Annotated in this window: 23 protein-coding genes; 11 read left to right on the top strand and 12 right to left on the bottom strand. The window is 52.5% G+C overall.

What is annotated here, in order from left to right; translation table 11 throughout:
- Nucleotides 1-110 precede the first annotated feature (110 nt).
- The 8 genes from accD to JNC80_RS03555 form a co-directional block, all read right to left on the bottom strand.
- Nucleotides 111-1,016 (bottom strand): acetyl-CoA carboxylase, carboxyltransferase subunit beta, encoded by a 906-nt coding sequence (gene accD, locus JNC80_RS03590; RefSeq protein WP_151158823.1) that lies wholly within the window; start codon nt 1,014-1,016, stop codon nt 111-113.
- 130 nt (nt 1,017-1,146) lie between these two features.
- The gene (gene trpA, locus JNC80_RS03585) at nt 1,147-1,986 is read right to left on the bottom strand and encodes a tryptophan synthase subunit alpha (protein WP_151158822.1); all 840 of its coding nucleotides are present in this window, start codon (nt 1,984-1,986) and stop codon (nt 1,147-1,149) included.
- Between the two features lie 2 nt (nt 1,987-1,988).
- The gene (gene trpB / locus JNC80_RS03580; RefSeq protein ID WP_022709381.1) at nt 1,989-3,233 is read right to left on the bottom strand and encodes a tryptophan synthase subunit beta; all 1,245 of its coding nucleotides are present in this window, start codon (nt 3,231-3,233) and stop codon (nt 1,989-1,991) included.
- Nucleotides 3,234-3,282: 49 nt separating this feature from the next.
- Nucleotides 3,283-3,945: a phosphoribosylanthranilate isomerase gene (locus JNC80_RS03575; RefSeq protein WP_376709523.1), complete on the bottom strand. Its 663-nt coding sequence runs from the start codon at nt 3,943-3,945 to the stop codon at nt 3,283-3,285.
- 69 nt (nt 3,946-4,014) lie between these two features.
- Entirely contained in the window at nt 4,015-4,812 is a 798-nt protein-coding gene (locus JNC80_RS03570) for a M48 family metallopeptidase (RefSeq protein ID WP_376709522.1), read from the bottom strand.
- 102 nt (nt 4,813-4,914) lie between these two features.
- Nucleotides 4,915-5,346, bottom strand: a complete 432-nt coding sequence (locus JNC80_RS03565) for a DUF2852 domain-containing protein (protein ID WP_151158819.1) — start codon at nt 5,344-5,346, stop codon at nt 4,915-4,917.
- A 180-nt stretch (nt 5,347-5,526) separates the two neighbouring features.
- Nucleotides 5,527-6,672 (bottom strand): benzoate/H(+) symporter BenE family transporter, encoded by a 1,146-nt coding sequence (locus tag JNC80_RS03560; protein ID WP_213599644.1) that lies wholly within the window; start codon nt 6,670-6,672, stop codon nt 5,527-5,529.
- A gap of 33 nt (nt 6,673-6,705) precedes the next feature.
- Nucleotides 6,706-7,473, bottom strand: coding sequence for an alpha/beta hydrolase (locus tag JNC80_RS03555; RefSeq protein WP_376709520.1), 768 nt, complete (start codon nt 7,471-7,473; stop codon nt 6,706-6,708).
- 367 nt (nt 7,474-7,840) lie between these two features.
- Here JNC80_RS03555 and infC point away from each other — a divergent pair, with 367 nt between their 5' ends.
- From infC to pheT, 5 genes are all read left to right on the top strand, one after another.
- Entirely contained in the window at nt 7,841-8,380 is a 540-nt protein-coding gene (infC, locus tag JNC80_RS03550) for a translation initiation factor IF-3 (protein ID WP_075653946.1), read from the top strand.
- Between the two features lie 308 nt (nt 8,381-8,688).
- On the top strand, nt 8,689-8,892 hold the full coding sequence (gene rpmI / locus JNC80_RS03545) for a 50S ribosomal protein L35 (protein WP_028233248.1): 204 nt from the start codon (nt 8,689-8,691) through the stop codon (nt 8,890-8,892).
- Nucleotides 8,893-8,916: 24 nt separating this feature from the next.
- Nucleotides 8,917-9,318, top strand: coding sequence for a 50S ribosomal protein L20 (gene rplT / locus JNC80_RS03540; RefSeq protein ID WP_022709387.1), 402 nt, complete (start codon nt 8,917-8,919; stop codon nt 9,316-9,318).
- A gap of 178 nt (nt 9,319-9,496) precedes the next feature.
- Nucleotides 9,497-10,606: a phenylalanine--tRNA ligase subunit alpha gene (gene pheS, locus JNC80_RS03535; RefSeq protein WP_376709519.1), complete on the top strand. Its 1,110-nt coding sequence runs from the start codon at nt 9,497-9,499 to the stop codon at nt 10,604-10,606.
- Nucleotides 10,607-10,626: 20 nt separating this feature from the next.
- Entirely contained in the window at nt 10,627-13,044 is a 2,418-nt protein-coding gene (gene pheT / locus JNC80_RS03530) for a phenylalanine--tRNA ligase subunit beta (RefSeq protein WP_376709518.1), read from the top strand.
- Between the two features lie 76 nt (nt 13,045-13,120).
- On the opposite strand, the gene JNC80_RS03525 is transcribed toward pheT, so the two are convergent.
- The 3 genes from JNC80_RS03525 to JNC80_RS03515 are packed head-to-tail and all read right to left on the bottom strand — an operon-like array spanning nt 13,121 to nt 14,497.
- The gene (locus JNC80_RS03525) at nt 13,121-13,474 is read right to left on the bottom strand and encodes a VOC family protein (RefSeq protein ID WP_376709517.1); all 354 of its coding nucleotides are present in this window, start codon (nt 13,472-13,474) and stop codon (nt 13,121-13,123) included.
- 7 nt (nt 13,475-13,481) lie between these two features.
- Complete coding sequence (locus JNC80_RS03520; protein ID WP_075653950.1) at nt 13,482-13,868, bottom strand: GFA family protein; 387 nt, start codon at nt 13,866-13,868, stop codon at nt 13,482-13,484.
- A 20-nt stretch (nt 13,869-13,888) separates the two neighbouring features.
- Nucleotides 13,889-14,497, bottom strand: a complete 609-nt coding sequence (locus JNC80_RS03515) for a TetR/AcrR family transcriptional regulator (protein ID WP_022709392.1) — start codon at nt 14,495-14,497, stop codon at nt 13,889-13,891.
- Between the two features lie 136 nt (nt 14,498-14,633).
- Between JNC80_RS03515 and JNC80_RS03510 the strand changes: the two genes are divergently transcribed.
- Nucleotides 14,634-15,830, top strand: coding sequence for an MFS transporter (locus JNC80_RS03510; protein ID WP_245257276.1), 1,197 nt, complete (start codon nt 14,634-14,636; stop codon nt 15,828-15,830).
- Between the two features lie 53 nt (nt 15,831-15,883).
- Here the strand turns inward: JNC80_RS03510 and JNC80_RS03505 are convergent, their stop codons facing one another.
- A complete protein-coding gene (locus JNC80_RS03505) occupies nt 15,884-16,864 on the bottom strand; it encodes an aldo/keto reductase (protein WP_376709516.1) in 981 nt (326 codons plus the stop codon).
- A gap of 100 nt (nt 16,865-16,964) precedes the next feature.
- Here JNC80_RS03505 and JNC80_RS03500 point away from each other — a divergent pair, with 100 nt between their 5' ends.
- The 5 genes from JNC80_RS03500 (at nt 16,965) to dnaJ (ending at nt 23,238) form a co-directional block, all read left to right on the top strand.
- Nucleotides 16,965-17,849 (top strand): LysR family transcriptional regulator, encoded by an 885-nt coding sequence (locus JNC80_RS03500; protein ID WP_376709515.1) that lies wholly within the window; start codon nt 16,965-16,967, stop codon nt 17,847-17,849.
- A 14-nt stretch (nt 17,850-17,863) separates the two neighbouring features.
- Nucleotides 17,864-18,490, top strand: coding sequence for a nucleotidyltransferase family protein (locus JNC80_RS03495; protein ID WP_151158809.1), 627 nt, complete (start codon nt 17,864-17,866; stop codon nt 18,488-18,490).
- A gap of 15 nt (nt 18,491-18,505) precedes the next feature.
- Complete coding sequence (locus tag JNC80_RS03490; protein WP_376709514.1) at nt 18,506-19,477, top strand: Gfo/Idh/MocA family protein; 972 nt, start codon at nt 18,506-18,508, stop codon at nt 19,475-19,477.
- A 317-nt stretch (nt 19,478-19,794) separates the two neighbouring features.
- Nucleotides 19,795-21,702 (top strand): molecular chaperone DnaK, encoded by a 1,908-nt coding sequence (gene dnaK, locus JNC80_RS03485; RefSeq protein ID WP_022709398.1) that lies wholly within the window; start codon nt 19,795-19,797, stop codon nt 21,700-21,702.
- 390 nt (nt 21,703-22,092) lie between these two features.
- Nucleotides 22,093-23,238, top strand: coding sequence for a molecular chaperone DnaJ (gene dnaJ / locus JNC80_RS03480; protein WP_376709513.1), 1,146 nt, complete (start codon nt 22,093-22,095; stop codon nt 23,236-23,238).
- Nucleotides 23,239-23,315 lie beyond the last annotated feature (77 nt).

The raw sequence follows: 23,315 nt of genomic DNA, 5'->3' as shown, positions 1-23,315 counted from the left end.
TTTGCAGTCTGTTTTGCAACAGGGTACTTATAAAAGAAAACGCGCCGCTGGTTTAGCGGCGCGAAAAGTCATCTTACCGGCAAAAAACTCTGCCGGTCAGGATAAATCCGTCAGGCAGAAGCTGCGCGTGCAGCATCTTCAGCAATAGCAGGTTTTACTTCGGCTGCAGGCTGCTTCATCATGATTTTCAGGATACGGGCAACGGTTTCTTTCATCTCGAGACGGGAAACCACCATATCGATCATGCCGTGATCCAGCAAATATTCCGCGCTCTGGAAGCCTTCCGGCAGCTTTTCACGGATCGTCTGTTCAATCACGCGTGCACCGGCAAAACCGATCATTGTGCCCGGTTCAGCAATATGAACATCGCCGAGCATGGCATAAGAAGCGGTTACGCCACCAAATGTCGGGTTGGTCAGTACCACGATATAAGGCAAGCCTGCTTCTTTGAGCATTTCCACGGCAACAGTTGTGCGCGGCATCTGCATCAGTGAAAGGATGCCTTCCTGCATGCGGGCACCGCCGGAAGCGGTGAACAGTACCAGCGGGCGTTTCTTCGCAATGGCTGTTTCTGCCGCTTTGATGATTGCGTCACCTGCAGCCATACCGAGGGAGCCGCCCATGAAAGCGAAGTCCTGAACGGTGGCAACAATCGGCAGATCTTCAATAGTACCCAGCGCATTGATGATGCAATCATCCTGCTGCGTGCGGTTACGATAGTCCTTCAGACGATCAACATATTTCTTTTCATCGCGGAATTTCAGCGGATCTGTTGCAACTTTAGGGTTTTCCAGAACTTCATATTTGCCTTCATCAAAGAAGAAGCGCAGGCGGTCTTTAGCCGGAATGCGCATATGATGGCCGGAAGCAGGGATCACCCACTGATTGCTTTCCAGATCTTTGTGAAACACCATTTCACCGGTTGACGGGTCCTTGATCCAGAGATTCTCCGGCATATCCCGACGCCCCAGCATGGAGTTGAGCTTCGGACGGACATAATTCGTAATCCAGTTCATATGGGCTTTCCGTTGTTCTTAATTCCTGAAGTCTTTGTGCTCTTATACCAAATTGCGCTTAAAGCGCAAAATTCAGAACACAAAGAATGCCGGATTACTCCGGCAAGCTTAATTATCTATTTTACGCTGCTTATTGGGCAGGAGCAAGGCGGGCGCTGCGAACACCGGATGCAAGCTCGCTGACAACAGCCGTTGCGGCAGCAACAGGATCACCCTGAACCTTGTCATTGGCATCCAATGTACCGGCAATAGCAGCCACGATCGCGGAGCCGACAACCACGCCGTCAGCCGATGCACCGATTGCTTTTGCCTGCTCGCCTGAACGAACGCCAAAGCCCACGCAAACCGGCAGGTCTGTGTGGCTTTTGATCCGTGCAACAGCTTCACTAACCTGTGCTGTATCTGCCAGCGCCGAGCCGGTAATACCGTTCATCGACACGTAATAGACAAAACCGGACGTGTTTTCGAGCACTTTCGGCAGACGCTTTTCATCTGTTGTCGGGGTAGCCAGACGAATGAAATTGATGCCGGCTTTAATGGCCGGAATGCACAGTTCATTATCCATTTCCGGTGGCAGATCGACAACGATCAGGCCGTCAATACCGGCTTCCAGCGCATCTTTGATGAAGCGCTCAACACCGTAAATATAGATCGGGTTGTAATAACCCATCAGCACGATCGGTGTTGTGTCATCGCTCACGCGAAAGTCACGCACCATCTGCAGGGCTTTCGGCAAAGTCTGGCCTGCATGCAGTGCGCGCAGGGCTGCGGCCTGAATGGCAGGGCCATCAGCCATCGGATCGGAAAACGCCATGCCGATTTCAATCACATCGGCACCGGCTTTCGGCAGTGCTTTCATGATTTCAACAGATGTTGCGTAATCAGGATCGCCGCCCATGAAATAAGTGACCAGCGCAGGGCGACCTTCAGCGCGAAGTGCCGCGAATTTCTCATCCATACGTTTTGTCATGATTACATTTCCATTCCGAGAATTTCGCCGACTGTGTGCACGTCTTTATCACCGCGACCGGAGAGATTGACGATCATGATCTGATCCTGATCCATTTCCGGTGCCAGCTTCAGAGCCTGTGCAATCGCATGGGAGGATTCCAGTGCCGGAATAATGCCTTCCGTGCGGGTGGTGATCTGGAAAGCTTCGAGCGCTTCATCATCCATAATCGGCACGTAATTCACGCGACCGGTATCTTTCAGCCATGAATGTTCAGGACCGACACCCGGATAATCGAGACCGGCAGAAACCGAGTGGCCTTCAAGAATCTGACCATCTTCATTCTGCAGCAAGTAAGTGCGGTTGCCATGCAACACGCCCGGATTGCCTGCGGTCATGGAAGCGCAATGCTTGTCACCGTCCAGACCAAGGCCGCCGGCTTCAACGCCGTAGATTTTTACCGATGTATCATCAAGGAACGGGTGGAACAGGCCGATCGCATTGGAACCACCGCCGACAGCCGCAATAATCGCATCCGGCAAGCGACCTTCACGCTCCAGCATCTGTTCACGGGCTTCGGTGCCGATCACGGCCTGAAAATCACGCACCATTTCCGGATAAGGATGCGGGCCGGCCGCCGTGCCGATCAGGTAATAGGTGTCTTCTACATTGGTAACCCAGTCACGCAGGGCTTCATTCATCGCGTCTTTCAGCGTGCCGTTACCGGCGGTCACGGCATTGACCTTTGCACCGAGCAGTTTCATGCGGAACACATTCGGCTTCTGGCGTTCAACGTCGGTTGCGCCCATATAGACAACGCATGGCAGACCAAAGCGGGCTGCAACGGTGGCCGAAGCAACGCCGTGCTGACCGGCGCCGGTTTCCGCAATAATGCGGGTTTTGCCCATACGCTTGGCAAGCAAAATCTGGCCGAGGCAGTTATTGATCTTGTGGCTGCCGGTATGGTTCAGGTCTTCGCGTTTGAAATAAATCTTCGCGCCGCCTTTGCCGCCCTTGGCTTGCGCCTGTTCACGCACATAGCGGGTCAGACCTTCAGCATAATAGAGCTTGGAAGGGCGACCGGCATAATGGGTGGAGAGCGCCTGCAATTCGGCTTTGAATTCAGGATCTTCTTTGGCCGCATCATAAGCAGCCTGCAGATCGAGGATCAGTGGCATCAGGGTTTCAGCAACGAAACGCCCGCCGTAAATACCAAACATGCCGTCTTCATTCGGCCCGGTTTTGAAAGAATTGAGCTCGCTCGACATGAGATATGCTTCCGATCTTTGATTCAAATGGATGCCTGATAAGGCAGTCTTATTTCGTATTGCTTGCTTCACGCACGGCTGCAAAAAACGCATCAATCAGATACACGTCTTTTTTGCCCGGCTCGCTTTCAACACCTGATGAAATGTCGATAGCAAAGCTGCCTGTTTTGGCAAGAGCCACATTAATATTTTCTGCGTTCAGACCGCCTGAAAGCATGTAATTGCCCAGATCCTGCCGTGCTTTCAGAAGGTTCCAGTCAAAAGAGACACCATTGCCGCCCGGCAGTTCTGAACCCTTTGGTGCCTTCGCGTCAAACAGAAAACGGTCTGCAATGCCCTGATAGGGTGCAACCACATCAAAATCGCTGTTTTCACGGATGGAAAAGGCTTTCATCACCGGCAGGCCGTAGCGCTGCTTCACCTCAGCCACCCGTTCCGGTGTTTCATTACCGTGCAATTGCAGAATATCCGGCTGTAGCACAGCGACAATTTCGTCCAGCTGCGCATCATCCGCATTCACAGTCACAGCGACGATTTTGGCTTTGCCACGGGCAGCAGCGGCAAGCCTGGCTGCTTGTGCAGGCTCGAGATGACGCGGGCTTTTCGGGAAAAAGATGAAGCCGATATGGCTGGCGCCGTTTTTCAGCACGGTTTCCACGGCTTCCGGCGTTTTCAGGCCGCAGATTTTAACTTCGATAGCGGAGGAGGACATTTGCTTAATTTCAGACTGTTTATTGAATATAGAGGAAGAGTTTAGCGCGTAAAAAGCCATAGGGACAGCTTAATCCGTCACTGAGGCAAAGGAAACCGCATGGAGTGCACTGCCATGCCGTTTGAGCCATGCCCTTGATGTTGGTGTATCAGGGCAGAGTCTGGTGCAAAGCGCCCAGAAGTCCGGCCCGTGATTCATTTCGATCAGATGGGCAACCTCATGAGCGACCAGATAATTGATTACCTCTGCCGGTGCCATCATGATGCGCCATGAGAATGCCAGATCCCCCTTCGAGGTGCAGGAGCCCCAGCGACTGGTTGTGTCTTTAAAGCGCACGGAAGTTGCCGGTTTACCGATGCGCCCCGTATGCACCAGCACCAGCCCGTTAATATCAAGCTTGGCCAGTTTTTTGAGATAGTCGGCAATGCGTCGTCCCATATGCTGGGCATCGCCATGCACAATCAGTATGGCCTGACCGTTTTCATCGCGATCCTGCCTTGTGGTGCCACGCTTTGCCGGTTCATGCACGATCCGGTGCGCAATGCCGCGAATATGAATGATACTGCCGTCCATAAAAGGCACAGCGACGGGTACTTTGGAAATTTGTGCTTCGATCCAGCCGTGATGACGGGCAATGAACAGATCAAGCTCACGCTCCGGCAGGCGCGGCGGAACGGTAACACGGATAGCTTTGCCACCGGTTTCAATGCGCAGGGTCAGTCTTTTGGCGCGCGGATTTTCCCAGACACTCAGCGGCAGACTGCGTCCCGCAACGGAATAAGCCCGCTCGGCACGCAGTGCTTTCGGAGCAGGTTGTTTTTTCGCTGCTTTTTTAAGCGGAGGTTTGCGGAACAAGGACAGGATCATGCGGGGATCATAGGTGATTCGCCAATGGAGTTATAAGCGGAACTATAAGAAAGGCGCATCTGCCGATGCGCCTCTGAGATAGTGTGTAAATATGTGCGCTGGTTACAGCTCAATCACATCATCTTTTGATGTGTTTTTGCGGCGTTCAGCCATGAAGCGTTCGAATTCTTCACGGTCGCGGGCGCGGCGCAGTTCACGAATATGCGCTTCAAATTCAGAGCGGGCTTCATCAAGCTTGCGGCGTTCTTCATCAAGACGCTTCAACTCTTCATCACGCCAGTCATCAAAGGCACTGTTGCCGGATGATTGCATACCGCCGGTGAAGCGGGAGAAATCCTGACCTTTGCGGCGGCATTTACCGACAAATTCATCAGTCGCCTGATTGATGTCGCGTTTCACGCCGGGCAGACGGTCACCCCAGATGATATAAGCCAGCATGGCAAGACCAAGCGGCCAGAAAAAGATAAAGCCTAAGACCATCAGTGCAATTGTTGCCGGTGTCCAGGCTGGACGGATCAATGCGGATGTGTTCATGAGATGGCTCCGTAAATCAGCTTGATGATCCGAAGTAATCATCAATCGCTAAAATACGTGGTGTGTACGGAGCCGGAATTCAAGAAAAACCCCGCAAAATCGGTGTTTTTACGGGGTTGGCATATCGGTTTTACCAGTGTTTCAGAACTGATTTTTAAACTTTTTCAAAGCTTTAAATTCTCAGCGAAATTTTGAAAGATATTCTGATCCGGCAACGATCAGACCGGCAATCAGTGCCCAGAATGCGGAGCCGATGCCTAAGATTGTTATGCCCGAGGCGGTGACGGCAAAAGTGATGATAGCGGCAAAGCGCTCATGCTCGTTTTTCAAAGCAAGCGACAAGGCATTGATGAACGGGCCGATCAGCCCCAGACCGGCAATCAGCATAATCAGCGCCGGTGGCAGCACCGCAAAGACCGCCACCAGTGACGCGCCGAAAATCGCAAAAATCAGATAGCACAGTGCATAAAACGGTCCGGTCAGCCAGCGCTGTTTCGGATCGGGATGGGCATCATGGCCGGTACAGATTGCTGCTGAAATTGCCGCCATATTGCTGGTATGCGCACCAAAAGGTGCAGAAATCAGCGAGACAAGACCGGTTACCTGCAGACAGGCAGCGGTTGGCGGTTCATATCCGGCAGCGCGCAGCACGGCAAAACCGGGCAGGTTCTGGGATGCCATGGTCACCAGATAAAGCGGCAATGCCAGTCCGATCATCGCAGATAGGGAGAATTCCGGCATGATCATCGTCAGGGTGGAGAGTTCCGGTGTTGGCAGATTATCGGCACGGCCAAGCAACAGCGCAAAAATCACGCCGCCGATCAGTACACTGATGACAGCCATTGCCGGATTATAAAGCCGGATAATCAGAAACAAGCCGATCAGCGGCAAGACCAGCAACGGGTCAAGCGACAGAGTTTTGGCGGCATTGATGACAAAGCTCGATAAAACACCGGCCAACATGCCGGAGGCGATGGATGCGGGAATCCGCTCGACAAATTTTGCCACCGGCTTGATCAGGCCGGTGATGATGATCGCGACGGCGGTGACGATGAATGCGCCGACAGCCTCCTGCATGGTGAAGCCGATACTGGCGCCGATCAGTGCCAGCCCCGGTGTCGACCATGCGGTAATGATGGGGATGCGGTAACGCCAGCTGAGATAGCCGGACGAGACAGCAAGCGCTAGTGATATGGCAGTGACCCAGCTTGCTGTCTCGGCCTGCGTTGCACCAAGTGCAGTCGCTGCCGCAATAATCAGCGCTAAAGTGCCGCCAAACCCGACAAAAGCCGCAACTGCAGCCGATGCTACCACTGAAAACCGCATGATCCCCTCCCGATTATTGCAGGCTTTTTATTGTTATATTTGCGCGATCATGGCTTCCACGGTGCGTGTCAGCAAATCAAGATCCTGTGGGCGCGAGAGGCGGTGATCGCCGTCGCGGATCAGCGTCAGTGTCACATTATCAACCGGCAGATGTTCAACGAGGCGCAGCGCATGGGCATAAGGCACATCAGGGTCTTCCATGCCTTGCAGAATATGCACGGGGCAACCGGTTTCAATAATGCCGTTGAGCACCTGATTACTACGTCCGTCCTCAATCAGATTTTTGGTGTAGATATAAGGCTGTGGTGAATATTCTGACGGCTCTTCCATATAGCCTTGTGTTTCAAGCTGGTTTTTCTGATCTTCCGTCAGTGCTGGTTCTACCAAGGCTTGTGTAAAATCCGGAGCGGGGGCAAGCAGGATCAGACCGGCAGGCTTCTCACCGGCTTTGATGAGTTCCTGCGCCATCCGCAGCGCAATCCAGCCGCCCATCGAGGAGCCGATCAGAATCTGCGGGCCGGTTGTGAAGGCGCGATAGGTGGCAAGGCTCTGTTCCAGCCAGAGCGAGATTGTACCGTCTTTGAATTCACCGCCGGATTCGCCGTGGCCGGAATAGTCAAAGCGCAGCATGGAATGATTATGCGCTTCCGCCCATTGATCGAGATGCTGGGCTTTGCCGCCGAGCATGTCGGAGCAATAACCGCCGAGCCAGACAAGACCGGGAGCTTTGTCACCTTTTCTGTGACGCAAGGCGATTGATGTGCCTTTGACATCAAGAAACTGCGGGGCCTGATCGGTCATGGGGTGCTCCTGACTATGCTTATAAGTTTAGGCGTATAAATTTTGTTTGGTGGCGAAACATTGCTGTCACAAGCTATAAACTTGAAATTCTGCGAGGCAATGCTCATTTTAAAAGCAGCCACACAGATGCCGATTTGTCATCATAGTAATGAAACTGTGATGAGAAGCAGCTTTTAAGCCGGTTTTCGGGTGATTTTACTGCATTGATATTGCCCCGAGGGGGGTGATTTGCATTTCAAAAGATGCTATTGACTTTCGCGCTGCACTGCGTGCCTTAGACAGGCTGAAGGTGCAGCTGCGGTATTCGTAGCCCGTATCCGGACATGAATTCACCGTATATGTTTAATAATTCGAGGAGAATACGACCATTCGCCGACCGTTCAGAGCGACGCCGGTCCAGAAAGACGGACCGCGCTCCAACCGAGATATCCGGGTTCCCCGGGTTCAGCTTATTGACGCCGAAGGCCAGAACCATGGCACAGTGACGATTCAGGAAGCCATTGCACTCGCTGAAGAGGCGGGTCTGGATCTTGTTGAGATTGTTCCTAATGCGGAGCCGCCGGTCTGTAAGATCGTTGATCTTGGCAAGCTGAAATATCAAAACCAGAAAAAAGCTGCCGAAGCGCGTAAGAAGCAAAAGACGGTTGAGATCAAAGAACTCAAAATGCGTCCGAATATCGACGATCACGATTATGAAGTGAAGTTGAAGGCTGCAGGACGTTTCTTTGAAGACGGAGATAAGGTCAAAGTTACTTTGCGTTTCCGTGGCCGTGAAATGGCGCATCAGGAACTTGGCATGAAGCTGTTGCAGCGTGTTAAGGAAGATACTGCGGAAATCGCTAAGGTTGAAGCAGAGCCAAAGCTTGAAGGCCGTCAGATGATGATGGTTCTCGCACCGCGCGGATAAGCATAACAGTTTCTGTTTTGTAAAATGAAATAGCCGCCTACGGGCGGCTTTTTATTTAGACTCTTTGGAGTTGCTTTTTACTGTATTTGTGCGTATTGAAGCGCTGTTCAAACCGACCGGCAGGGCATGCCGTGGCGGTTTTGTATGCTTTTCGGGCTTTGGTCGGCCTGAAAGTACAATCGAGTCTTTGTCTTATGCAGACAAAACGTCTTGAAAATAAGCCCCGGAGTGCAGCGCACGAGGGGGATTTAAACAAGAGGCGTGGAGTATCGCAGATACGACAGGGACTAAAATTAAGGAGTAGCAAAATGCCCAAGATGAAGACCAAATCTGCTGCCAAGAAACGGTTCAAAATCACCGGTACTGGTAAAGTGATGGCTGCTGCAGCTGGCAAGCGTCACGGTATGATCAAGCGTTCAAACAAGTTCATTCGCGATGCACGCGGCACCATGGTTCTCTCCGAGGCCGATGCCAAAGTTGTTGTCAAGAATTACCTGCCGAACGGCCTGTAAGCATTAGTTTAAGGATATCATACTATGGCACGTGTTAAACGCGGCGTGACAGCTCACGCAAAGCACAAAAAAGTCCTGAAGCAGGCTGAAGGTTTCCGCGGTCGTCGTAAAAATACGATCCGCACTGCTAAAGCTGCTGTCGATCGTTCGAAACAGTATGCATACCGCGATCGCAAGAACCGCAAGCGCACTTTCCGCGCTCTGTGGATTCAGCGTATCAATGCTGCTGTTCGCATGCATGGCCTGACCTATGGCCGTTTCATCGATGGTCTTGCTAAAGCGAACATCGAAGTAGACCGTAAGGTTCTGTCGGATCTGGCTATTCATGAGCCAGCAGCATTCGGCGCGCTCGTTGCATCCGCAAAGAAAGCGCTTGAATATCTGAAAGACACAACTCCAAACGCTTTTGAGTCCGCTGTCAACTAAGCCAGCCGCTCTTCCAAAGCTTTTGAAATTGTATTTGGAGAACCCGCGCTGGTGGTACTGGCGCGGGTTTTTCGTTTGAAATAAAAACGATACCGGATGGAGCAGAAGCGGCTTACGCATTGTTTCATGCGAGAAAAACAGATGTTGTTGCACGGCACAATTATCAAGGATCTGAATAATGAGCGATCTTGAACAACTCGAACAGGGCATTTTGGCAGAGATTGCCGCTGCCGGTGATGAACAGGCGATTGAGGCCGTGCGTGTTGCCGTTCTCGGCAAAAAAGGTTCGGTTTCAGAAAAGCTGAAATCGCTGGGCGCAATGAGCCCTGAAGAGCGCCAGACACAGGGGCCGGCCATTAATGGTCTGAAAAACCGTGTTACGGATGCGTTGACGTCACGTAAAGCCGAGCTGCGTAAAATCGCAATTGCTGAGAAACTGGAGCGCGAGAAGGTCGATGTGACCTTGCCTGTGCGCCCTTCCGCTGCATCGCGCGGTCGTATTCACCCGATTTCTCAGGTGATTGATGAGATTACGGCAATTTTTGCCGATATGGGTTTCTCTATTGCCGAAGGTTCGGACATTGAAACCGACTATTACAATTTCACGGCGCTGAACTTCCCTGAAGGTCATCCGGCGCGTGAAATGCACGATACATTCTTCTTCCAGCCGGATGAAAATGGTGAGCGCAAGCTGCTGCGCACCCATACTTCGCCGGTACAGGTACATACGATGGAGCGCTTTGCGAAACTGCGTGAGACGCAGGGTCGCGATGAGCCGATCCGTATCGTTATTCCGGGCAAGACCTATCGTATGGATTCCGATGCCACCCACTCACCGATGTTCCATCAGGTGGAAGGTCTGGTTGTCGATAAATCCTCGAATGTTGCCAATATCAAATGGGTGCTGGAAGAGTTCTGCAAGGCGTTCTTTGAAGTGCCTTCGGTCAAGATGCGTCTGCGTCCGAGCTTCTTCCCTTTCACTGAGCCGTCGATGGAAGTTGACATTCAGTGCGACCGTTCCGGTGGCAATGTGAAATTCGGCGAAGGCAATGACTGGCTGGAAATTCTCGGCTGCGGCATGGTGCACCCGAATGTGCTGCGCAATGCGGGCTATGATCCGGATGTCTATCAGGGCTTTGCATGGGGCATGGGAATCGACCGTATCGCGATGCTGAAATATGGCATGCCTGATCTGCGCGCTTTCTTTGATGCGGATGTGCGCTGGCTCAATCACTATGGTTTCCGCCCGCTTGATCTGCCGACATTGTTCGGCGGTCTGAGCGCGTAAATACAGGAAGGTATAAACAGATGAAATTCACGCTTTCCTGGCTCAAGGATCACCTTGAAACCGACGCCACGCTGGAAGAAATTCTCGAAAAGCTGACAGATATCGGTCTGGAAGTGGACGGGGTTGATGACCGTGCGGCCTTCAAAACATTCAAAATCGCCAAAGTGCTGACAGCCGTTCAGCATCCGGATGCAGATAAGCTGCGCGTTCTCACCGTTGATACCGGTGAGGGGCAGCCGGTACAGGTCGTGTGCGGTGCACCGAATGCCCGCGCCGGTCTGGTGGGCGTCCTTGGTAAGCCTGGTGATTATGTGCCGGGTCTCGATGTTACTTTGTCTGTCGGCAAAATCCGCGGTGTTGAGAGCTTCGGCATGATGTGTTCCGAGCGCGAGCTGGAACTGTCTGATGAGCATAACGGCATTATCGATCTGCCGGAAGATGCGCCGGTAGGCATGAGCTTTGCGACCTATATGGGCATTGATGATCCGGTCATCGAAATCGGCCTCACACCAAACCGTGCGGATTGCACCGGTGTGCATGGTATTGCCCGCGATCTGGCAGCAGCCGGTCTCGGCAAGCTGAAAGGTGATGTGATTGCACCGGTTAAAGGTGCAGGCGCAACGCCGGTTAAGGTTATTCTCGATCAGGATGCTGACAAGCCGTTCTGTAATGGTTTCTCGCTGCGTCTGGTAAAGGGCGTTAAAAACGGCCCGAGCCCGAAATGGCTGCAGCAGCGCCTCACAGCAATCGGTCTGCGCCCGATCAATGCACTGGTGGATATTACCAATTATGTGACCTTCGATTATGGCCGTCCGCTGCATGTGTTTGATGCTGCCAAAGTGCAGGGCAATCTGACTGTTCGCGCCGCCAAGGAAGGCGAAACCGTGCTGGCACTCGATCAGCGCGAATATAAGTTGTCTGCAAATCATTATGTGATTGCTGATGAAAAAGGCGTGGAATCCATTGCCGGTATCATGGGCGGTGAACATTCCGGTTGCGATGAAAACACCACGGATGTGCTGATTGAATCCGCGCTCTGGGATGCGCGTATGATTGCGCGTACCGGTCGTGAGCTGGGTATCATCACCGATGCACGCTATCGTTTTGAACGCGGCGTTGATCCGGAAATGATGGAATCCGGTGTTGAACTGGCAACGAAACTGGTGCTGGACTTCTGCGGCGGTGAGCCAACCGAAACAGAAACTGTCGGCTATACGCCATACAGCCCGCGCGCGATTGAATTTCCGGTATCGGAAGTCAAACGCCTGACCGGTATTGAAGTCTCCTATCAGGAATCTGCAGATATTCTGGCACGCCTCGGCTTTGCTGTTGAAGGTGACGGCAAGGCTGTGCTTCAGGTAAAGGTACCGTCATGGCGCGGCGATGTGGAAGGCAAGGCTGATCTGGTTGAAGAAGTGATGCGTATTCACGGCATCAATCAGATTGAACCGCAGCCGCTGCCAAATATGGGCAGTGTAAACACAAAAATCCTGACCACGCTGCAGATCCGTACCCGCCTTGCCAAGCGTATTCTGGCAACACGCGGCATGATGGAAGCGGTGACCTATTCCTTCATTTCGGAAGCACAGGCCAAAGCTTTCGGCGGCGGCAAACCGGAATTGAAGCTGGCAAATCCGATTGCATCCGATATGTCGGATATGCGCCCTTCGCTGCTGCCGGGTCTGTTGTCCGCAGCCCAGCGTAATGCGGATCGCGGTTTTGCTGATCTGGCGCTGTTCGAAGTGTCGGGCACCTATGAAGGCGACAAGCCGGAAGATCAGCGCCGTGTGGCTGGCGGTATCCGTCGCGGTACAGCCGGTGTTGAAGGTGCAGGTCGTTTCTGGTCGGGCAATGCGCAAAATGTTGGCGTGTTTGATGCGAAAGCGGATGCGCTGGCGGTTCTTGAAGCCTGCGGTGCGCCGGTTGACCGTATTCAGATCGAAGCCGGTGGTCCGTCATGGTATCATCCGGGTCGTTCCGGCACGCTGAAACTCGGTCCTAAAGTGGTGCTCGGTACTTTCGGTGAGTTCCATCCGGATGCACTGGAACTGCTCGATGTTTCGGGCGCTCTGTGCGGCTTTGAAGTGTTTATCGATGCGATTCCTGAGCCAAAACAAAAATCCGGTGCCACCAAGCCAGCGCTGACACTGTCGCAGTTCCAGAGCGTGAAGCGTGACTTTGCTTTTGTTGTCGACAGCGCTGTTGATGCAGCAGCGATTGTCCGTGCAGTGAATTCCGCCGAGAAAAAGCTGATAGCCGGTGCACAGGTGTTTGACATTTTCACCGGCGCATCGCTGGGTGAGGGCAAGAAGTCTGTGGCTGTGGAAGTGGTGTTGCAGCCGCTTGACCGCACACTGACCGATGAAGATCTGGAAGGCGTAGCCAGGCGGATCGTCGAAGCTGTTACCAAGCAGACCGGCGGCACATTGCGAGGTTAATCCGGGCGCGGCTGATTTAGCTAATATTGAAAACAAAAAAACCCGCCATTCCGGCGGGTTTTTTATAGTTTTGTATTTAGCCACGAAGGCCTATGCAATTGCCCCACGGATCGCGGATCTGGCACATGCGCAATCCGTCCTGAATATTTAACGGGCCGCGATAGAGAACTCCGCCGACTGAAAGCATATGCGCGACAGCCTGATCGAAATCCTCCACCTGCCAATAGACGACTGAACCGGCAGTACCTGAGGCCACTTTTTCATCCGCAGGCACGATCTCCAGATCAACAGAACCGATTTTGAGATAGTTGAAATCAAACTCATCTAGTCGGCAGGCTACAACCTGCGGAAAAGCCCGCTGATACCATTGCAAGGCTGTAGCAACATCACTGACATGGATGAGGACGGAGGCGATTGTCTGGCTGGTCATTGTAGTTCTATCGGCGTTCCGGATGCCACCAGTCGGGCTTCATATCTTCAAAAGACGTATATTCCGGTGCGAATTCCGGCTGATTATTATCGTCGAAACAGCCGAGCAGCAGCGCCACAACCGGTTCATCATCAATCGCTCCGACAGAGCTGCCACAAGCAGGGCAAAAAGCGCGTTTGGAATAATGGGAGGAGCGATATGTGGCAGGCTCGCCGCCTTCCCCTGTCCAGCGCACGGCCTGAGCCGCAAACTCCACCCACACGGCTGTGAGTGAACCGGTATGTTGCTGACAGTTCTTGCAGCAGCAACCATGGGGCTTGAGCTTTAAGGGATCACTTTGCGCTTCAAAACGGATGGAGCCACACAGACAGCCGCCACTATAGGTTTTCATCATTTCTTCTGATGTCCCGTTTGTCAGGCCGGTACTGTTACACGCTCCGGCATGGCGCGCATAGCCATTTCAATAATGCTTTGCACAGACTCGCGGCTGCCGCCGTCACGGGCTTCATAGGACAGGCTCTGCAACATGGCATGGTAGAATTCTGCCATCTGCGTCAGGTCTGTGCCTTGCGGCAGGTCGCCGTCTTTCAGCGCGCGCTCACAGCGGGCGAAAATCCGCTCAAAAGCCGTTTGACGAATGGTTTTGAGAAATTCTTTGACCTGTTTGTTTTCCGGTTTGCACTGGATGCTGCTGACGCTGACCATGCAGCCGCCTGCAGAACAAGCATAGGTTTTATCCGCATGAGTTTCCAGCATGGCGCGGATGCCCTGCTGAATCGTCTCCGCTTTATCCAGCGCAACCAGAGGCGCTCCGCCGATTGTTGCGGTGTAATGATCCACCGCCTCACGGAAGGCCTGCTCCTTGGAGCCAAAAGCGGCATAAAAACTCGGCGGGGTAATGCCAATAGCCGCAGTAAAGTCGTTAATCTGGGCGCATTCATAGCCTTTTTCCCAGAAAACTTTCATAACTCTGTCCAGCGCATCTTCGCGATCAAAGCTGCGCGGTCTGCCGCGTAAAGCCATTTCATACCTTTCTTTAGTATGTCTTATATAATTCACTTGACCGCAGCATTCAAGTTGCTATGAATTATGTAATCATCACTACATAATGAGATTCACGATGACTGATATTTGCGATTCCGCGCTGCCCGCGGAGCGAATGACTAATATTGCTGTTAACACGATTACGCGTTCTGAAGCGCATAAACCAGCAATTCCGCTGGTTGTTTATTGCTTATCGCTGGGTGTTTTTGCTTTAACAACATCCGAATTGATGATTTCCGGTCTGTTGCCGTCGCTGCAGCAGGCCTTTGGCCGGTCTATTGCCGATATCGGCAATCTGATTTCCCTCTATGCCTTGGGTATGGTGTTTGGCGGGCCGGTGGTGACGCTGCTGTTTCTGGCTTTGCGTGTTGAACATAAAAACGGATTGCTTGGTCTCCTGATCTTCTATGCCATTGCTCAAAGCGTTGCAGCCTCGACCTCAAGTTTTGAGGTGATGATGATTGCCCGTGTGCTCACCGGTATTGCAGCTGCGGCAGGATTTGGCCTGATGCTGGCAATCACTGCGCGTCTGGTTGCTGCCAATATGCGGGGGCGTGCCGTGTCGCTGGTGTTTGCAGGGCTGATGCTGGCGACAGCATTGGGCGTGCCACTGGCAACATGGATAGACAGCCTGTTTGGCTGGCGCGTCAGCTTCTGGCTGATTGTGCTGGTGATATTATTCTGCGCTTTGACTGTTGCGCTGAAAATTGAGAAAAGCCCTGCGGGTCACTCGGCAACATTGCAGACTGAGCTTCAGGATATGCGCAACCCTGCTCTCTGGGCAGCTTATGCCACCAGCGCATTGGCAATCGGCTCGTCCTTTGCTTTTTACAGCTATTTCTCCCCGATTATGACTGATCTGGCACAGTTTCCGGTTCATCTTATGCCGTTTCTGCTTGCCCTCTATGGTATTGCCAATATTGCAGGTAATTTTCTGAACGGTCGTTTTGCTGATCGCTATACGATGCCGCTTCTGATTGGCGGTATCGCGGTCATGGTTGTTGCAATGCTGATTTTTGCGTGTTTCGCAGAATCAAAACCGGCGGCACTTCTTTCTGTTGTTCTGATCGGTCTGACGGGGATTGCGCTTAATCCTCCGCTGGTTGCCCGTATCATGCGCATTGCCCATCCCGGTGCACTGGTTAATGCCATGCATGCCTCGGTGATTAATATCGGCCTGAGCTTTGGCCCCTGGGCAGGTGGTTTGGCGCTGGAAAACGGCTCCGGCCTGCATGCCCCGCTCTGGGTTGGTTTTGGCATGGCACTGGCAGCATTGCTGACACTGGCACCCCGTTCATTGCGCCGTCTGTGATGGGGGTGTGATTGAGTGACGCTGTTTCATCCGTTGAAACAGCGTCATTTTGTTTAAAGACCCGTCATGGCCAGCGAAGCATCCGTGTAGCGTTTGCCTGATACCTGATCGGGCGTGATGATAGCGCCGATCTGTTTTAACTCCTCAGCCGAGAGATCAATCTCTGCAGCTTTGATATTCTCATTGAGACGGCTGATTTTACGGGTGCCGGGGATCGGCACGATAAATTCTGCCTGATTGAGCACCCATGCCAGCGCCAGCTGTGCCGGGGTGACCTGTTTACCGGCTGCAATCTGTTCGATCAGATCAATCTGTGCATTATTGGCAGCGAGATTTTCCGGCTGGAAGCGTGGCAGGGTTTTGCGAAAATCATTCTCTGCCAGATCAGCCTGTGTGCGGACACTGCCTGCCAGCATACCACGGCCAAGCGGGCTGTAAGGCACAAAGCCGATGCCCAGCTCACGACAGACCGGTAGCACTGTGGTTTCCGGATCGCGCACCCAGAGCGAATACTCGCTTTGTAATGCAGCTATCGGGTGTACTGCATGGGCGCGGCGCAGCGTTTCAGGCCCCGCTTCAGACAGGCCTATGGTGCGGATTTTTCCTTCAGCAATCAGGTCTTTCAATGTACCGACCACATCTTCAATCGGCACTGCCGGATCAACGCGGTGCTGGTAAAACAGATCAATCACCTCAATACCAAGGCGTTGTAAGGAGGCTTCTGCCACAGCGCGGATATGATCGGGATGGCTGTTCACACCATTTGATGTGCCGCCTTCAATTTTAAAGCCGAATTTCGTGGCAATAGTCACTTTATCGCGATGCGGTTTCAGTGCCTTGCCAACCAGTTTTTCATTTTCAAAAGGCCCGTAGACTTCTGCCGTGTCAAAGAATGTCACGCCGCTGTCCACCGCATGATGCAGAGTGCGAATGGCTTCTGCCTCATCCTGCCCGCCATAGGCATGGCTCATACCCATGCAGCCAAGACCAAGAGCCGAGACCGTCAGTTCAGAGCCGAGTTTGCGCATTTTCATGGTGATTTTCCTTATTTCATCCGGTGACGAAAACATATGTTTGTTTTGATTGTTCGATAATCCGGTTTTATTTTTACGCCCTGTTCTGTAAAACAGATCAATGAAACGCTCTCAGCTCTCCCAATTGGCGGTTTTTGCCACAGTTGCCGATCATGGCAGTTTTCGTGCGGCGGCAAAAGAACTGGCTATTGCACCCTCAGCCGTCAGTCAGGCTGTTGCCCAGCTTGAGGCTGATCTTGGCATTACGCTGCTTTCACGCACTACCCGTTCCGTGCATCTGACAGAGGCGGGGCAGCGTTTGCTGGGGGAGCTTTCACCGGCGCTGGGTGGGATCAATGCCGCATTGCTGGCCGTGCAGGATATGCGTGCCAGACCTGCCGGAACGGTGCGGATCAGCACGCCACGCTCTGCCGCGCATCTGTTTCTGGCACCGAAATTTCAGGCATTCGGTGAGGCCTTTCCGGATGTGGTGCTGGATATCCACATTGAAGATCAGTTTGTGGATATTGTCGCTGCCGGTTTTGATGCCGGTATCCGCTTGGGAGAAAGTCTTGAGAAAGATATGATTGCGGTGCCGCTCGGACAGGCATTGCGCAGTCCGGTAGTCGGTTCTCCGGCCTATCTTGAGCGCCATGGCACACCGCTGCATCCGCGGGATCTGATGACACATCGCTGTATTCTCAAGCGGTTTTCTTCCGGCAGTCTTTATCACTGGGAGTTTGAAAAACAGGGGCACCGGCTGGATGTCAAGCTGAGCGGCCCGCTGATACTGGATGATAATCACCTGTTGTTGCAGGCGGCACTGGATGGTGCAGGGCTGGTTTCGCTGCTGGAACCTTATGTGCAAGAATACATACAGAAAGGTGCGCTGACAGAGGTTTTGCCGGACTGGACACAGCAATTTCCGGGCATGTATATTTATTATCCGAACCGGCGTAACATGCGTCCGGCGCTTCGTGCTTTTATTGATTTTTTCAAATTATAACCGTCGGAAATCCTATGTCCCATTTGCGTTTTTCCGGACTGCCCGCACAGGAGCAGCAAGATATTTTTCTGGATATTATCCGAAACAGCCCGCTTCTGAAGGATGTGCTGAGCCGCGCACAGCAGCTGAACCTGCCGGACTGGTATATTGTATCCGGCGCGCTCTATAATCTGGTGTGGAATGTGCTGACCGGCAGGCCGGAAACCCATGCTATCAAAGATATTGACCTGTTTTATTATGATGCTTCCGACATATCCTACGAGGCAGAAGACCGGATCATCAAGACAGGTGACGGGGTGTTTTCCGCTGTGCCCTTGCCGGTGGAAATCCGCAATCAGGCGCGGGTGCATTTGTGGTATGAAAAGCATTTCGGACTGGTTTGTCCGCCTTTGCGCTCCAGTGAAAACAGCATTGACCGCTTTGCTTCGAAAACCCATGCGGTCGGCATAAGGCTTGAACAGGATGGCAGCTTGAAACTCTATGCGCCTTTCGGTCTGGATGATATTTTCTCGCTTCGGATGACACCCAATCCGGTGGCTGATAATCGTGAAACACATCATGTCAAAGGTCTGCGGGCACAGAAGAACTGGCCGGAAGTGACGGTTGTTCCGTGGCCTGAAATGACCGCACTCAATTCATAACGGAAAGGTATCCTTATGTTCCGCTGGGGTATTTTATCGACCGCCAATATTGGTATCACGCAGGTACTTCCTGCAATCGCGGCATCCGAAACCGGTGTGGTTCAGGGCATTGCCAGCCGTGATGCGGCGCGTGCCCGTGCTGTGGCCGACCGGTTCAACGCACCTTTGAGCTTCGGCTCCTATGAAGAATTACTGGCAAGCGATCAGATTGACGGCGTTTATATTCCGCTGCCGACATCGCAGCATATTGAATGGTCGTTGAAAGCGGCAGAGGCGGGCAAACATGTGCTCTGTGAAAAGCCAATCGCTTTGAAGGCGGAGGAGATTGACCGTCTGATCGCTGCGCGTGATCGCCATCAGGTGGTGATTTCAGAAGCTTTCATGGTCTATTATCATCCGCAATGGGCAAAGGTGCGTGAACTGATCTCCTCCGGCCAGATCGGCCGTTTGCGCATGGTACAGGGTTGCTTCACATATTTTAATAATGATCCGGCGAATATGCGCAATCAGGTTGCACTTGGCGGCGGTGCCTTGCCGGATATCGGGGTCTATCCGACTGTAGTGACGCGGATGGTCGCGGGGCAGGAACCGCAGGAGATTTTTGCCCGTATTGAACGCGATCCGGATTTCGGCACCGACCGTTATGCAACTGTGCTGGCGCGTTTCGCGGCTTTTGATCTGAGTTTTTATGTGGCAACACAGCTATCTGGGCGTCAGCAGATGGTTTTCCATGGCGATCAGGGGATGATTACGGTTCATGCACCGTTTAACGCCGGAAAATACGATCATGCACGGGTCACATGGTATGACAGTTCACACACTGCTTCACAGGAATGGACTTTTTCCAATATCAACCAATATAGCCTGCAGGCAGATGCTTTTGTGCGCTTTGCCCGCGGAGAGAAAGAAGTGCTTTTCAGTCTTGAAAACTCAAAAGCCAACCAACATGTTATTGACAGGATTTATGCAGCAGCCGAAAAGCAGTGACATAAAGCGCATCCTAAAAAGCGGAAACCGGTTTTTGGATAAGATGTGCGGCATGCTTCGTGCTGTAATAATTTTTTAAATTCTGAAAAAACCGTCAAAATCGCTCAAAACAGATAAAAAACGCATCAAAATGCGGGATTTTTGTCGCAACCGCGGGCTTGTGGCTTGCAGTGAAAATCCCCCCTTCTTATATACCCCTCGACTCGTGGCGATCAGGCGTTTAAAAGCCGGTTCGTTTTGTCAAAAACCCGATAGGGGCTGCCACATGGAATGCTCGGCAGAGGTCCCGGCAGTTCGCTGAATGGAGAAGAATAAATATGGCTAAAGTAATTGGTATCGATCTGGGAACGACCAACTCCTGCGTCGCCGTTATGGACGGTAAGACTGCGAAGGTCATTGAGAATGCTGAAGGTGCACGTACAACGCCTTCGATTATTGCTTTTACCGATGGTGACGAACGTCTCGCTGGCCAGCCTGCGAAACGTCAGGCTGTTACCAATCCGGAAGGCACACTGTTTGCTGTTAAGCGCCTGATCGGCCGCCGCTTTGATGATCCAATGGTCACCAAAGACAAAGATCTCGTACCTTACAAGATCGTTAAGGGTGACAATGGCGATGCATGGGTAGAAACCCATGGTAAGAAATATTCGCCTTCGCAGGTATCCGCGATGATCCTTCAGAAGATGAAGGAAACCGCTGAATCCTATCTCGGTGAAAATGTAACACAGGCTGTTATTACAGTTCCTGCTTACTTCAACGATGCTCAGCGTCAGGCAACCAAAGATGCCGGTAAGATTGCCGGTCTGGAAGTTCTGCGTATCATCAACGAACCGACCGCTGCGGCTCTGGCCTATGGTCTTGATAAGAGCGAAGCCAAAACCATTGCTGTTTACGACCTTGGTGGTGGTACATTCGACGTGTCCATCCTCGAAATCGGCGATGGCGTGTTCGAAGTTAAGTCCACCAATGGTGACACTTTCCTCGGCGGTGAAGACTTTGACATGCGTCTGGTTGAATATCTGGCAGCAGAATTCAAAAAAGAGCAGGGCATTGATCTGAAGAACGACAAGCTGGCTCTGCAGCGCCTCAAGGAAGCTGCTGAAAAAGCGAAGATCGAACTGTCTTCTGCTCAGCAGACCGAAATCAACCTGCCGTTCATTACCGCTGATGCAACCGGTCCTAAGCACCTTGCCATCAAACTGTCGCGTGCGAAGTTTGAAAGCCTGGTGGATGATCTGGTTCAGCGCACCATTGAACCATGTAAAGCTGCGCTGCGCGACGCTGGCCTCAAAGCCGGTGAAATCAGTGAAGTTGTGCTGGTCGGTGGTATGACCCGTATGCCGAAAATTCAGGAAGTTGTTAAAGCTTTCTTCGGCAAGGAACCGCATAAGGGTGTGAACCCTGATGAAGTGGTTGCGATGGGTGCTGCTATTCAGGCCGGTGTTCTGCAGGGTGACGTTAAAGACGTTCTGCTGCTCGACGTAACACCGCTGTCGCTCGGTATTGAAACACTTGGTGGTGTGTTCACCCGTCTGATCGACCGTAACACAACCATTCCGACCAAGAAATCGCAGACCTTCTCGACCGCTGAAGATAATCAGTCGGCTGTGACGATCCGCGTTTCGCAGGGCGAGCGTGAAATGGCTGCAGACAACAAGATGCTCGGCCAGTTTGATCTGGTTGGCATTCCGCCTGCACCACGCGGCGTACCGCAGATTGAAGTGACTTTTGACATCGACGCGAACGGTATCGTGAACGTGACCGCGAAAGATAAAGGCACCGGTAAAGAACATCAGATCCGTATTCAGGCATCCGGCGGTCTGTCCGATGCTGATATTGAGAAGATGATCAAAGATGCGGAAGCCAATGCGGATGCCGATAAGGCACGCCGTGAAGCTGTGGAAGCCAAGAACCAGGCTGAAGCTCTGATCCACTCGACCGAGAAGTCGCTGAAAGACTATGGCGATAAAGTTTCCGGTGATGACAAGGCTGCGATCGAAACAGCTCTTGCTGCACTGAAAACCGCTGTTGAAGGCGATGATGCGGAAGACATCAAAGCGAAAACACAGACCCTTGCTGAAGCTTCCATGAAGCTTGGTCAGGCTATGTATGAATCAGCACAGGCTGAAGAAGGTGGCGAAGACGCTGCTGATGCCCGCGCTGATAAGGACGATGTTGTTGACGCCGATTTCGAAGAAATCGACGAAGACAAAAAGAAATCCTGATTTATCAGGTTGAAAGGCAAAGCCCGGCTTAGTGCCGGGCTTTTGTCCATTCAGTTGCCTGCGGTTTTGCATGTCTTTTACGGCAAAATGCAAAATTCCGGGCACATGAATTTACCCGTCTCTGGACATCGGTTTGCGGTGTCACCACATAAACCGGACGGGATGAACAGGTCAGCGCCGGATATTGGTTTGTTAAAAACTAGAGCATGTCTCCCAAAAGTGGGTACCGGTTTTGGGTTTAAGACATGCGTAAAACAAACCGTTAGAGCGAGAGCCGTGGATACGATTAAACGCGACACGCTCTAGGGCTGCGACAACCTTCAATGACTGTCTGAAAATGTTCTGATCGGGGCGGCATCATCAGACAACAGCCATCGGGACGAATGGTTTATGAAAGTGGATTACTACGAAACGCTCGGCGTTGTCAGAACTGCGGATGATAAGGTTATCAAGACCGCTTATCGCAAACTGGCAATGCAATATCATCCGGATCGCAATCCGAATGATGCGGAAGCAGAGCGCAAATTTCTTGAGCTGGGCGAAGCCTATGACGTGCTGAAAGACCCGCAAAAACGTGCGGCCTATGACCGTTTCGGTCATGCAGCCTTTGAAAATGGCGGCGGCGGTGCCGGCGGATTTGGTGGCTTTGGCGGCGGCGGTTTTGGTGCCGGTGGCTTTGCGGATATTTTCGAGGATATTTTCGGCGATGTTATGGGTGGCGGTCGCAACCGTCGCTCCGGCGGCCGTGAGCGCGGTGCCGATCTGCGCTATAATATGGAAGTAACGCTCGAAGAAGCTTATGCCGGTAAAACGGCACAGATCAGTGTGCCGGGTTCTATTTCCTGTGAGGAATGCACGGGGACCGGTGCCAAGAAAGGCACACAGCCGGTTACCTGTACAACTTGCGGCGGCGCCGGTCGTGTGCGCGTGGCGCAGGGCTTTTTCTCTGTGGAGCGTACCTGTCACACCTGTAACGGCCGTGGCCAGATGATTAAAGATCCGTGCCCGAAATGTGACGGTGCGGGACGTATCAGTCAGGAACGCAATCTGTCGGTCAATATTCCGGCAGGGATTGAAGACGGCACACGCATTCGCCTTACCGGTGAAGGTGAAGCCGGTACACGCGGCGGACCGAGCGGCGATCTTTATATTTTCTTGTCGATCAAGCCGCATGAATTCTTCCAGCGCGACGGATCAGACCTTTATTGCAAAGTGCCGATCTCAATGGCGACAGCAGCACTGGGCGGTCAGTTTGAAGTGGCAACGCTTGATGGTACGCAGACCCGTGTGAAAGTGCCGGAAGGCACCCAGAACAGCAAACAGTTCCGCCTCAAGGGTAAGGGCATGCCGGTGCTGCGCCAGCAGACAACGGGCGATCTCTATATCCAGATTGCGATTGAAACACCGCAGAATCTGAGCAAGCGTCAGCGTGAATTGCTCGAAGAGTTTGAGCAGATTTCGTCAAAGGAAAACAGCCCGCAATCGACCGGCTTTTTCTCGCGGATGAAAGAATTCTTTGAAGGTATCCGCGATTAGAGCTTTAAAATTATGCTCTAAGCGCTTTTATTACAGAAAATAACCGGAGCGGCATTTGTATTTCATGCAAATGCCGC

Origin of the sequence: Pseudochrobactrum lubricantis (assembly GCF_041929865.1) — a bacterium.
GTDB classification, from domain to species: Bacteria; Pseudomonadota; Alphaproteobacteria; order Rhizobiales; family Rhizobiaceae; genus Pseudochrobactrum; species Pseudochrobactrum saccharolyticum.
The sequence above is the reverse complement of the archived record's forward strand: the minus strand, read 5'-3'. Positions and strand labels throughout refer to the sequence as shown.